At 62.0% G+C, this 12,665-nt stretch carries 11 protein-coding genes; 2 read left to right on the top strand and 9 right to left on the bottom strand.

Features of this window, described 5'->3' with window-relative positions:
* Window positions 1–78 precede the first annotated feature (78 nt).
* A complete protein-coding gene (locus tag JL05_RS00945; RefSeq protein ID WP_033631398.1) occupies window positions 79–2,142 on the bottom strand; it encodes an alpha-amylase in 2,064 nt (687 codons plus the stop codon).
* A 195-nt stretch (window positions 2,143–2,337) separates the two neighbouring features.
* Here JL05_RS00945 and JL05_RS25555 point away from each other — a divergent pair, with 195 nt between their 5' ends.
* Entirely contained in the window at window positions 2,338–2,490 is a 153-nt protein-coding gene (locus JL05_RS25555) for a hypothetical protein (protein WP_015376155.1), read from the top strand.
* A 1-nt stretch (window position 2,491) separates the two neighbouring features.
* Here the strand turns inward: JL05_RS25555 and ghrB are convergent, their stop codons facing one another.
* From ghrB to JL05_RS00985, 8 genes are all read right to left on the bottom strand, one after another.
* Window positions 2,492–3,469 carry a glyoxylate/hydroxypyruvate reductase GhrB gene (gene ghrB / locus JL05_RS00950; RefSeq protein ID WP_033631399.1) on the bottom strand — a complete coding sequence of 326 codons (978 nt, stop codon included), beginning with the start codon at window positions 3,467–3,469 and terminating at the stop codon, window positions 2,492–2,494.
* A gap of 73 nt (window positions 3,470–3,542) precedes the next feature.
* Window positions 3,543–4,811: an MFS transporter gene (locus tag JL05_RS00955; RefSeq protein ID WP_033631400.1), complete on the bottom strand. Its 1,269-nt coding sequence runs from the start codon at window positions 4,809–4,811 to the stop codon at window positions 3,543–3,545.
* Between the two features lie 130 nt (window positions 4,812–4,941).
* Window positions 4,942–5,907 carry a sugar kinase gene (locus JL05_RS00960; RefSeq protein WP_033633515.1) on the bottom strand — a complete coding sequence of 322 codons (966 nt, stop codon included), beginning with the start codon at window positions 5,905–5,907 and terminating at the stop codon, window positions 4,942–4,944.
* Window positions 5,908–5,914: 7 nt separating this feature from the next.
* Window positions 5,915–6,667 (bottom strand): sugar phosphate isomerase/epimerase family protein, encoded by a 753-nt coding sequence (locus JL05_RS00965; protein ID WP_033631401.1) that lies wholly within the window; start codon window positions 6,665–6,667, stop codon window positions 5,915–5,917.
* 165 nt (window positions 6,668–6,832) lie between these two features.
* Window positions 6,833–7,867, bottom strand: coding sequence for a LacI family DNA-binding transcriptional regulator (locus JL05_RS00970; protein WP_004933951.1), 1,035 nt, complete (start codon window positions 7,865–7,867; stop codon window positions 6,833–6,835).
* Between the two features lie 125 nt (window positions 7,868–7,992).
* Window positions 7,993–8,655: an OmpA family lipoprotein gene (locus JL05_RS00975; RefSeq protein WP_033631402.1), complete on the bottom strand. Its 663-nt coding sequence runs from the start codon at window positions 8,653–8,655 to the stop codon at window positions 7,993–7,995.
* A 247-nt stretch (window positions 8,656–8,902) separates the two neighbouring features.
* Window positions 8,903–9,355, bottom strand: coding sequence for an N-acetyltransferase (locus JL05_RS00980; RefSeq protein ID WP_033631403.1), 453 nt, complete (start codon window positions 9,353–9,355; stop codon window positions 8,903–8,905).
* Window positions 9,352–9,918, bottom strand: coding sequence for a DNA-3-methyladenine glycosylase I (locus JL05_RS00985; RefSeq protein ID WP_033631404.1), 567 nt, complete (start codon window positions 9,916–9,918; stop codon window positions 9,352–9,354). The genes JL05_RS00980 and JL05_RS00985 overlap by 4 nt, the downstream gene beginning before the upstream one ends.
* Window positions 9,919–10,114: 196 nt before the next feature.
* Here JL05_RS00985 and JL05_RS00990 point away from each other — a divergent pair, with 196 nt between their 5' ends.
* Complete coding sequence (locus JL05_RS00990; protein WP_033631405.1) at window positions 10,115–12,103, top strand: autotransporter domain-containing esterase; 1,989 nt, start codon at window positions 10,115–10,117, stop codon at window positions 12,101–12,103.
* Window positions 12,104–12,665: the final 562 nt, after the last annotated feature.

A 12,665-nucleotide genomic window follows, 5' to 3' on the forward strand; every position in this document is an offset into this window, starting at 1 on the left:
CCTCTGCAATGCGGCCGACAAATCGACCAGTGGGCAAAAGCTTCGCTCATCGGCCGATTGTCAGCATATTACGCTGGATTATTGTGACCGTTCGCCGGCCCATACCACCATCACCTTATCGTCGCCGAGCCGGCGGCTGAAGGCGTAGTAGGCGGCGTGTGGCAGCGGGGTTTGCACGCCGCCGCCGATCGCCGGATGGCGAGCGCGGAACTGTCCCAACCGTTGCCAGTGGGCCAGCAGCGAGGCTTTTTCCCCCTGCAACTCAGGCCAGTTCATGTCGGAGCGGGTGCCCTGCAGCGGATCGGAACCGGTTGGGCCGAGCGGGCGGCCGCTTTCATCGCCGTAGTAAATCTGCACCGCCCCCGGCGCCAGCAACAGCAGGTTTGCCGCCCGCTGTTGGCGCACCTGCGAGCCTTTGGCGTCGCTGGCGAAGAACAGCCGGGTGTCATGTGAAGAGAGGTAGCTCAGCACGTTGAAATCCTGCAGCCGCTCGGCCATCTGCCGGTAGGTGGCATCGATGTCGGCAAAGCAGCCCAGCGCCTGCGACGCCTGGTCCTGGAAATCGAAGTTGATCATCGCGTCGAAGCCGTTTTGGTAATAGTCGCTTTTCATCACCCCGTGGCCCCAGGCCTCGCCGGTCATCCAAAACGGCGCGTCATCCAGCGCCTGCTGCGGATGCTCCGCTTTCCACGCCGCCAATGCCGCCGTGGCGCGCTGCTTCAACAGCGCCAGCGTCGGTTTTTCCACGTGCTTGGCGGTGTCGACGCGAAAACCGTCGATGCCGTAATCGCGCACCCACTGGCTGAGCCAGACGGTCAGGTAATCGCGGGTGGTGGCGCCGGGAATGTCGCGAGCGGCGGTGTCGGGTTTGTGGCGATAGAACAGCGGCAGGCCGCTGGCGCCGGGCGCTTCGGTTTTGATGTCCGGCAGGAAGGCCAGCGACATTGTCAGGTCGTCATAGCCCGGCGCGTCATAGTCGCCGATGTCGGTGCGGATCCAGTTTTTCCCCCACCATGGGCGCCAGCCCGCCTTGTCGCTGAAATTGATATAGTCGTTGAAGCTGTGCCAGTTTTGCCCTGGCCCGGGGCGCCAGTCGTTCCAGCTTTTCCCCAGGGTTTTCTCCACCTCTGCACCCTGCAGATACAGCGAGCCGAAGTGGAACGTTTGCATATCCGCCAGCGTGGCGTAGCCGACATGATTCACCACCACGTCGAACAGAATGCGAATGCCGCGCTGATGGGCCTGCTCGACCAGCGTGCGCAGCTCCTGTTCGGTGCCCATGTTGGCGTCGAGGCGCGTCCAGTCCAGCGCGTAATAGCCGTGATAGGCGTAATGCGGGAAATCGCCTTGGGTGCCGCCGCCGACCCAGCCGTGGATCTGCTCCAGCGGTGAGCTGATCCACAAGGCGTTGACGCCGAGCTGCTGCAGATAATCCAGCTTCTGCGTCAGGCCGGCCAGATCGCCGCCGTGAAAGGTGCCTATTTCCTGCAGGCCGTCGCTGCGGCGCCCGTAGCTGTGGTCATTGGCCGGATTGCCGTTCTCAAAGCGATCGGTCAGCACGAAGTAGACCGTGGCGTTATGCCAACTGAACGCCGCCGGTTTCGCCGTGGCGGCGGATTCCAGCAGCAACAGGCCGCCGCTGGCGGCGGCGGGCTGCAACGTGATTTTCCCCTGGCTCACCTGCGCCGTTTGGCCGGAATAGAAATCGCGCAGCGTTTCGCCTTCGGCGAAGGTGGAGGCGACGTCGACCGTGACCGGCTTGCCGTCCCAGCGCGGGCAACTGCGCACGGCAACGGCGGCGCTTTCCGGCGCGCTGCTCAGGCTGAGTTGCAGCGTCGGCGTGCCGCTGCGGGTGTCGATGCGCACCTGATAATCGCCGGCGCGGAACTGCCGCCAGCTGACCGGCGGATGGGCGCCACAGGGCTGCAGCGACAGCGTTTGGTTAAGCTTCACCGCCTCGGCCGGCTGCCAGCAGCGGTTATCCTGATACAGCCGTAGCGGCAGCTGGCCTTTGGGCAGCGCGGCCTGGCTGGCGAACAGCCCGGCGGCAGTTTCGTCGAAGGCCGGGAAACCCGGCAACGTCCAGCCGGCCAGCGCCGAAGGCGACAGCAGTATCAACAAGGGCAGGGGTAACAGTTTCATGGCTCTCCTTACGCGTGGCAGGAAGCGTTTTTTCCGCTGGGTAGCGCCAGTGTGGCAAACGGCGGAAAAATGGCCTCCTCCCTGCGAGGGTTTTTCGGGGAGGAGGAGAAGGGCGGAGCGTTTTCGGATTGATTCGGCTTGGCTTTGCGCGCGCGCTGCGGCAGATTAAACGATGAACATCAAAGGAGGTTAGCGATGACGGACAAAAACTGGCGAGAAGAGATCGTTCGGGCAATTCAGGATGCCGAATTGCAGCACTTCGCCGAAGAACATCAGCTGCAGGCGCTGTTCGCGCCGCAGCAGGAAGAGCAACACGGCCGGTTATCCGCAGACCACCGGCCGCGCTGAGTTATTTCCGCAACAGCTGCGGATTGACGCAGTTTTCTTTCACCGTGCCGGTCAACGCGGCGATCAAGTTATCCACCGCGCAGGCGGCCATGCCGTAGCGGGTTTCATGGGTGGCGGAGCCGATGTGCGGCAACGCCACCACGTTCGGCATGCTGAGCAGCGGCGAATTGGCCGGCAGCGGCTCTTTCTCGAACACGTCCAACCCGGCGGCGTGGATCACGCCGTTTTGCAGCGCTTCGATCAACGCCTGCTCATCCACCACCGGCCCGCGGCCGGCGTTGATCAGAATGCCGCTTTTCTTCATTTTCGCCAGCTGATCGCGGCCGATCAGATGGAAAGTTTGTTCGGTCAGCGGCAACGTGATGCAAACGAAATCCGATTCGGCCAGCAGGGTATCCAGATCGCAGCGACGGGCGTTGAAGCGTTGCTCCGCCTCTTCGTGCGTGCGGCGGGCGTTGTACAGCACCGGCATGCCGAAGCCGAAGTGCGCGCGCTGCGCCAGCGCCAGACCGATGCGCCCCATGCCGAGGATGCCGATGGTTTTGTGGTGCACGTCGACGCCGAACCAGTCCGGCCCGATGCTGCCACGCCATTCGCCGGCCTTCACCCGCTCCGCCACTTCCACCACCCGGCGCGCGGTCGCCAGCACCAGGCTCATGATGGTGTCGGCGACGGTTTCGGTCAGCACCGTCGGGGTATGCATCAGCAGCACGTTATGGGCGTTGAGCGCCTCGACGTCGAAGTTGTCGTAGCCGACGGAAACGGTCGAGGCCGCGCGCAGTTTGGGCGCCTGCTGCAGGAAAGCTTCGTCAATTTTACCGCCGGAACCGATGATCCCTTCGGCCTGCTGCAGCGCCTGGCGCAGTTCGTCGCGGTTCTCCGGCTGCAGGCCGTTGAAGGCGTGCACGGTGAAGTGCTGTTCCAGACGTTCACGCAGATCGGCGGGCAGGCTTTTGTACAATACGATAGAAGGCTTCATCACGAACTCCAGCTGGGCCAAAGGGGGCATGGCGCCCCCCCGGTTGGGTTAACAGAGAAAAAGTATAACCGGATCAAGCCAATTGTGGCTGGATCTCGTTGCGGGCGGGCTTGACGATCAGCGTCAGCACCACCGCCACCACCAGTGCGATGGCCATAAACATGTAAGAGGCCGCCGGGCTGCCGGTGGCGCCATTCAGGTAACCGACGAACCACGAACCGAAGAACGAACCCAGCGCGCCCATGCTGTTGATCAGCGCCATGGCGCCCCCGGCGACGTTTTTCGGCAGCATTTCCGGAATGATGGCGAAGAACGGCCCATAAGGGGCGTACATCGCGGCGCCGGCGACCACCAGCAGGCCGTAGGAGATCCAGAAGTGGTTGGCGCCGACGGCGTAAGATCCGAAGAACGCCAGCGCGCCGATCAGCAGCAGCGGCCAGACGAACAGCTTGCGGTTTTGCATTTTGTCCGACGCCCAGGAGACGACGATCATGGCGATGGTTGCCGCCAGGTAAGGCACCGCCGACAGCCAGCCGGCTTCCACCATGCCCATCTGCATGCCGCTGCGCAGGATGGAAGGCAGCCACAGCACGAAGCCGTACACGCCGATGCTCCAGGCGAAGTACTGCACGCACAACAGGATCACGTTGCGTGAGCGGAAGGCTTCGCCGTAGTTGCGCACGGCCTTGATGCCTTTCTGTTCTTCGTCCAACTGCTGTTGCAGCGCCTGTTTCTCATTGGCGCTCAACCAGCCGGCCTGCGCCGGTTTGTCTTTCGCCAACACCCACCAGCAGAACGCCCAGATAACCGCCGGAATGCCCTCGATGATGAACATTTCGCGCCAGCCGAAGGCGTGGATCAGGTATCCTGACACCACAGACATCCACAGCACCGTCACCGGGTTGCCGAGGATCAGGAAGGTATTGGCGCGTGACCGCTCCGATTTGGTGAACCAGTTGCTGATGTAGATCAGCATCGCCGGCATCACCGCCGCTTCCACCACGCCGAGGATAAAGCGGATGGCGGCCAACATCGGGATATTGCTCACCACGCCGGTCAGCGAGGCGCAACCGCCCCACAGGATCAGGCACCAGAAGATCAATTTTTTGACGCTGCGGCGTTCGGCGTAGATGGCGCCGGGAATTTGGAAGAAGAAATAACCGAGGAAAAACAGCGCGCCAAGCAGCGAGGCCATGCCCTTGGTGATGCCGAGATCTTCATTGATGCCGGCGGCGGAGGCGAAGCTGAAGTTGGCGCGATCGAGATAGGCCAGGCTGTAGGTGATAAACACGATGGGCATGATGTACCACCAGCGTTTGGCCGCGACAGTCGCTTTGTTCATGTTCAGTATCCTTCAGTGGTGTTGCATCCCCTTCGCCCGGCATGCCAGAAGAAGGGGCAGATGCTCTCCCGACGCGTCCCGGTTGTAGGGCCAGAGGCTGACGTCATGCGGAGAAGTCGTTTTTTTATTGTTATTCGGCCAGCGCCGCGCGGGTCGGCAGGCCTTCGCTGTCGCCGATGGCCTGGATCGCCAGCGAACCGATTTTGTTGCCGCGCTGCACCGCCTGTACCAGCGTTTTGCCTTCCAGCAGGGCGCTGAGGGTGCCGACGGCAAAGCCATCACCCGCCCCCACGGTATCCACCACGTTGTCGACCTTGACTGCGGCCACCGCCGCCTTATCGCCGGCGGCGGTTTTAAACCAGGCGCCGTCCGGGCCGGTTTTGATGATCACCGCCTGCACGCCGCGTTCCAGATAGAAATCGGCGATGCCTTCCGGCGTCGATTGGCCGGTGAGGATCTGCCCCTCTTTCAGCCCCGGCAGCACCCAGTCGGCGGCGAACGCCAGCTGGTTCAGCTGCTCGATCATCACCTCGCGGCTGGGCCACAGCACCGGGCGCAGATTGGGGTCGAACGAAATGGTTTTGCCCATGGCGCGCATCTCGCGCGCCGCATGGTGGCACAGCGCCAGCGATTCGCCGGACAGCGCCGCCGCCACGCCGCTCAGGTGCAGGTGGCGCGCGGAACCGAAATACTCGCGGTTAAAATCGGCAATCGACAGGTGGCTGGCCGCCGAGCCCTTGCGGAAGTATTCCACGCTGGGATCGGTACCATCGATGGTTTTGGATTTCACCTGAAAACCGGTCGGATAGTGGCCATCGACCGTCACCTGCCGGTAGTTGATGCCTTCTTTTTTCAGCTGCTGCAGGGCGAAGCGGCCGAACGAGTCATTGCCGACGCGGCTGACCCAGCCGACGTTCATGCCCAGACGCGCCAGGCCGATCGCCACGTTCAGTTCGGCGCCAGCGATGCGTTTGGTGAAGGTTTCCACCTCCGCCAGGTCGCCGGTTTGCGCCGCCACGAACATCGCCATGGCTTCGCCCAGCGTGACCACATCCAGGGGCGTCTGCTGCGCCGTCGTTGCCGTTAACGTTGTCATCATGGGGTTACTCCGCACGCAAAATATTGACGTAATGACGGGTGACGGCCTCCAGGTCATCGCCCTGCAACGGGAATTCGATACCGCGCGGCACATCGTGCGGCAGGCGAGCCAGCAGATCGCGCCAGCTGCCGTCGGTATCGTCCAGCGCGACGGCGCGCCAGCCGCGCGGGCCTTGGGTGGCGGCTTTGACGTGCACGTAACCGACGTGGCGGGCCAGGCGCTCGGCGGCGGCGAAGGCGTCTTGCCCCACCCACAGCCAGTTGGCCATATCGAAGGTCATGCTGACCGGCAGATGGCTATCTTCCGCGGCGTGGAAAAAGGCGTTCAGCATCGACAAAATGCCGCAGTCCGGCGTTTGGTCGTTCTCGACCACCAGCTTGACCGGGTGTTGCTCCAGCGCCACTTTCAGCTCGGTAAAATCGAAGCCGGGGCGGAAATGACCGAGGGACAGCTTCAGCTGGCGCGCGTTCAGCGCCTGCGCTTCCGCCAGCAGCGCCGGCAGGTTGGGGTTCAGCGTATGTTGCGGGGTGAACAGCGCCTCAGGGGCGGAGTAGACGGCAAACAGCTGCTGGCGATCGATCTCTTGCGCCAGCGCCGGCAGGCTGTCCAGCTCGCCGGCGGCGAACAGTTCGCGGCGGATCTCCACCCCGTCGGCGCCAGCGCCGGCGATGAGGGGCAACAGCGCGCGCTGGCCGCCGTGTTGTTTGACGGTATCGGTGCCGTAGGCGCCGGTGACCACGATGATTTCTGTTTTCATTTTGACTCCTGAGGCGGCATTGTCGCCGCCGCTGCTGTTACCGGTACGTTAAATGGAACCGGTTCCAGCGAAAAGCGGCAGAGTGTAAAAATATGATCGCAATCACGAAGCTGAGCAAAAAACAGCCGGTGAGGGCGGGGCGGTCAACGCCCCGGAAAAGGCGGGTTAGCGGGTGGTGGAGCCGCGGACGATCAGCTCGCCGGAGAACATCTGCTCGCCGCTGGGGGCGGCGAGGCCCTGAATGCGCTGCACCAGCCGCTCCAGCGCCGCGTGCCCCATTTGGTAGGTGGGCTGTTTCAGCGTGGTGATGCCGACGCCCGCCAGTTCCGCCCACTCCAGTTCGTCAAAGCCCAGCAGGCCGATGTCGTTGCCCCACTGGATGCCGAGCCGACGCATGGCGCGCGCCACCTGCAGCGTCAGGGCGCCGTTGGCGGAGATCACCGCCTTGCGCATGCCGCGGTGGCGGCCGCTGAAATCGCTCAGCACCTGCTCCAGTTTCTGCCGATCGTTGAGTGGCGTTTCGGCCTGCTCCGCCAACAGCGCGGGGTGCTGCGCCATGGTATGCCTGAAGGCGTGCAGGCGTTCCAGGCGGGTATTGACCGTACCGAGCGGCTCGCTGAGGAACAGGATCGCTTCGAAACCTTGTTGCAACAGGTGTTCGGTAGCGACGGTGGCGGCTTCGCGGTTGTTCAGGCCCACCACGTCGCAGGCGAAGTCGGGGATTTTGCGGTCGATCAACACCATCGGCAGCATCGACTGTTGCAGCGTGGATAACGCTTCCTCGCGCATGCCGACCGCGTTGACCACAATGCCTTCCACCCGGTAACTGCTGAGCAGCTGCAGGTAGTGCTGCTCCTGATTGACTTCGTTGTTGGTGTTACACACCAGCAGGGTAAAGCCGTGCTGGCGGCAGGCGGCCTCGATGCCGCGCATCACGTCCACCGAGTAGGGGTTGGTGATATCGGCGAGGATCAGGCCGATCAGGCGGGTCTGGCCGCCCTTCAGGCTGCGCGCCATCTGGCTTGGCCGGTAGTCGAGCTGCTGGATCGCCTGTTCGATGCGCTGTTTGAGATCGTCGGAAAGCAGGTGTTGTTCACCATTCAGATAGCGCGACACGCTGGTCTTGCCGGTTTTGGCGATGCTGGCCACATCGCTGATGGTGGCGCGTCCCGATGCGCGCGTTGCCTTGACAGTGCTCACAGCCGATCCCTCCTGCGGTTAATTGCCAAGGAGACTACCATACCCGATGTGCGGGCGGGAATGTTGAAGGGTAAGGAGAAAATCGCAGGGGGGGCGGCGGGGCGCAGGTGGCGCCCCGCACGGGATTACTGCAGCGGGCTGAGCGTGATCTCGACGCGGCGGTTTTGCGCCTTGCCTTCCGCGGTGCTGTTGGAGGCGATCGGGTTGTCCGGGCCGGCGCCGGTGGTGCGGATACGGTTCGCCGCCACGCCCTGGGTGATCAGCGCGCTGGCTACGCCGTCGGCGCGCTGCTGCGACAGGTTCATGTTGAGCGAGCGGGAACCGGTGCTGTCGGTGTAGCCGACCACGTTGACCGCGGTTTTCGGATACTCTTTCAGCACCATGGCGACGCCGGTCAGGGTGTTGGCGCCCGCCGGTTTCAGCGTGGCGCTGCTGCTGTCGAAGGTCACGTTGTTCGGCATGTTCAGCACGATGTTGTCGCCCTGACGGGTGACGCTGACGCCGGTGCCTTTCATCTTGTCGCGCAGCTTGGCTTCCTGCACGTCCATGTAATAGCCTGCGCCGCCGCCGAGGGCTGCGCCGGCCGCTGCGCCGATCAGCGCACCCTTGCCGCGATCTTTCTTGGAAGAGGACAGCACGCCGACGCCGGCGCCCAGTGCGGCGCCGAGGCCTGCGCCGATGCCGGATTTGCCGGCTTCGGATTCACCGGTGTAAGGGTTGGTGGTACAGGCCGACAGCGCGAGCGTAAGGCTCACGGCGCCGGCAATAATTGCAATGCGTTTTTTCATGTTCTTGTCCTTAATGGCATCAGAATCTGTACGCGCCGGCCCAAAACGGGGACGCAAAAAAGTGGGTGACGCAGGAAGCCAGCATCGCCGCGCTACCTATGACGCGCGGTTTCGCCGGCAGTTCCGGAAAAAAACGTGACAAATGATGAGCGCGGGTAAGTGCTGGGGGAGTTATGCGGCAAAACGCCGGGCGGCGCCATGCAGCGGATTCCTAATTGTGCGCATCCGGGGTGCGGATGCGCCTTTTTTAAGCGTAACCGGTTGAGTTTTCGACTGCCGGCCAGTTCATGATCAGCGTATAGGCCTGGGTTTCATCATTGAACAGGCGCTGCGTTATCTGGAAGCCGTGCTTGTGGTAGAACGCACAGGCGCGCAGGTTCTGTTGGTACGCCTCCAGACTGAGTCGGCGGTAGCGCTGCTGCACATGCGTCATCAGCGCCTGGGCGACGCCGCGGCCGTGAAACGCCCGATCGACAAACAGCGCGCCGATGAACTGCTCGTCCAGCACGCTGATAAAGCCGACGATCTCGCCTTCGTGCCAGCAGGCCCAGCTTTGCGCGCGCGGCAGGTAGTTTTCCCGCACCAGCGCGGCGCTCTCACGCCAGTATTTTTCCGCCACGAACGGATGGGCGGCGATGGTGCTGGGCAGCCACAGCGCCATCAGCCGTTCGATATCCTCCGGGCCACAGGGGCGGATCACCGTGGCTTTGGGTAACACATGCACCCCGTGAGATGATCGTTCACCAGCCCGCTGGCCTGCATGAAGGCGTAACAGATGGTGGAGCCGATAAACTTGAAGCCGCGCTTTTTCAGCGCCTTGGACATGGCGTCGGACTGCTCGGTTTTGGCCGGCACCTGGTTCAGCGCTTGCCAGCGGTTGAGCTGCGGCTGGCCGCCGACGAAGTCCCAAATGAAGGTAACGAAATTCTCCCCGGCCGCCTCCATCGCCAGATAGGCCTTGGCGTTGGTGATGATGGCTTCTATCTTGCCGCGATGGCGGATGATGCCGCTGTCCTGCAGCAGGTTTTCCACGTCTTGTTCGGTCATGGCGGCGACCCGCTGCGGATCGAAACCGTGGAAAGCGCGGCGGTAGTTCTCGCGCTTTTTCAGGACGGTGATCCAGGAAAGGCCGGCTTGCTGCCCCTCGAGGCACAACATTTCAAACAGCTCGCGCGCGTCGGTGGTGGGCGCGCCCCATTCCTTGTCGTGATACTCGAGATACAACGGATCGGCCGTCACCCAACCGCAACGTTCGTCTGCCATCCTGAATGTCCTTATGCTGTGTTTATGAACAGTAATCATCGCTCGAAGCGCCGAACTTGGCAAGTCTCTGATTGTTTTGTCATCAGCCCGCTTGACGTGACGAAAAAGCCGACAATAGTTACTACATGGCCGGTGGAAAACTGACCAACGATAAAAACGACATGGCCTTCATTTGCAGGCTCTCAGGAGTCGATTCATGCCTCTAAAAATAACGTGCATGCCCCGCCCGGCGGCGCTTGCAGTGGCGTTACTTTACAGTGTGACCCTTCCGGCTCAGGCGTACGATCAACTCTACGTCTTTGGCGACAGCCTGAGCGATACCGGCAACAACGGCCGGTTCACCTATGACGGCAGCCAGCACCTGCTGTACGACGAGGCGTTGGCGCAGCGCATCGGGGCGGCGCTGGTGGCTTCGGACAACGGCGGTGAGAACTACGCCGCCGGCGGCGCCGTGGCGGTGCCGGGCCTGAACCCGGCCGACAACACCCAGGAGCAGGTGCAGCGTTACCTGAGCCGGGTCAATGGCCAGGCCGACGGCGACGGTTTGTATATTCATTGGATCGGCGGCAACGATCTGGCGGCGGCGGCGCTGAATGCCGCTACTGCGCCCGGCGTGGCCTATAACAGCGCCGCCGCGGCGGCCGCGCAGGTGCATTCGTTGCTGAACGCCGGCGCCGGCACGGTGATCGTGCCGACGGTGCCGAACATCGGCTCCACGCCGCAGCTGATGGAATTGATCATTCAACAGGCGCTGTCACCGGTGCAGGGGGCGGCGATCCAGGCGGCCTATGCCACGCTTAATTCGGTGGCGACGCCGGACAACGCTTCACGCACGCAGGCGATCCACGCAGCGTTGGCCGCTGCGGCGAAGCAGGGCAGCGCCATTCCTCAGGTGCAGCAGGCGATCGCCGCGCAGCTTATCGCGGCGTATGACGGCCTGAGCGCGCAGGCCGCTCAGCTGACCGATTTCTATAATCAAAGCGAAGACCGTTTGCTGGCGCAGGGGAGCGGCAATATCGTGCGGGTGGACGTCAACAAGCTGTTCGCCGAAGCGATCGCCAATCCGGCGCAGTTCGGCTTCGCCAACACCGCCGGCATGGCTTGCCCGCCAGGCGTTTCTTCGGCGATTTGCCGTTCCGACATGCCCGGCTTCGACGCCGGCCAGTCCTATCTGTTCTCCGACCATTTCCACCCCAGCCCACAGGCGCACCTGCTGATTGCGGATTATATCCAGGCGGTATTGGATGGCCCGGCGCAGGTGGTGGCGCTGAATCAGGCGACGGCGGCGATGGCGCGCGACAGCCGCGCCACGCTCGACAGCCGTTTCCAGCAGCTGCGCAACGGCGACAATCCGCAGGGTTCGCTGGGCGTGTTCGGCGGTTACGCTGGCCAGCACTACGACTATGCCGATAACCGGGCCGCGGGGGACGGCAACGCCACCACCCACAACCTGACCGTCGGCGTGGACTATCAGCTGACCGACAGCTGGTTGATCGGCGCGTTGATCGCCGGTTCCAACGACGATCAGCATCCTTCCAGCCGCTTTGATTACAAGGCGCGCGGGCTGCTGCTCTCGGCTTTCAGTTCACTGGCGATATTCGAGCACGGCTGGGTCAACGCCGATCTGCACTATGCGACGATGGATTATGACGACATCCGCCGCAGCATGCGGCTGGGGCCGCTGACGCGCACCGAAACCGGTTCGACCACCGGCAGGCAGTGGGGGGCGCGCGTGACCGCCGGCTATGACTTCCCGATCGCTTCTTACCTGACCACCGGGCCGGTGGCGCAGTTCGCCTGGGATTACAGCCGCGTTTCCGGTTACAGCGAAGACGGCGATGACAGCACCGCCATGCGCTTCAACGATCAAACCTACCACTCGCAGATCGGTGCGTTGGGTTGGCGGCTGGATACGCAATTCGGCGTGTTTAACCCTTATGCGGAAGTGAGTTATCAGCACCAGTTCGGCGACGACGTTTACCGCGCCGGCGGCGGCCTGAAATCGACGCAAACCTCATTTACTCGCGACAGTGCGGGCCAGGACAAAAACTGGGTGGATGTCACGCTCGGGGCCAACATGCCGTTGACGGACAGGGTATCGGCCTTCGCCACCGTCTCGCAAACCGGCGGGCTGAGCAGCGGCGAGCAGTTTATGTATAACGTCGGCGTCAGCGCGCGTTTTTGAATGGGGTGCCTGCAGAGCGCGTTTGCCAAAGGCGCGCTAAATGGCATTGCGTAAGCGATACGTTCTTATAAGGGAAACTAATTAAGAGGAAGCGGGCGGGAATTAATTATGCGGGCCGTCATGATGCTGACGGAAATACAAAAAAAAACTGATCCTATGAAAGGATCAGGTAGCCACTTGGCCAACACCAGGGAAAATTTTAATTATTATTGTATAACCAAAGATTAACTGTCAATGGGTTTATGTGGCTCATTGTTGGCGTATTACATATCCGCTTGTTTCTCCTCGAGTCGCTGCAGCGGCCCATCGCGTGATCTCTCCTTATTTTTCACGATATAAGAAATAATTTGGCGGTTAGTCACATTATCTGCCGGTGAGGCGAGTTTTTTAGTTGATAAAATTAACAAAAATAACATTGGCGTAACTTTTCCCTGTGGCAAATATAAGCATGTGTGCATTTCAATCTGCGTAAATAGGGTTGGTGAGAACAGGAGCTGCGGGCGAATAAGTGACGATTTAAGCAACGATTAGTCTCGTTTTTTGTTAAGTTATTCTAATGTTT

Source organism: Serratia nematodiphila DZ0503SBS1 (assembly GCF_000738675.1).
Lineage (GTDB): Bacteria > Pseudomonadota > Gammaproteobacteria > Enterobacterales > Enterobacteriaceae > Serratia > Serratia nematodiphila.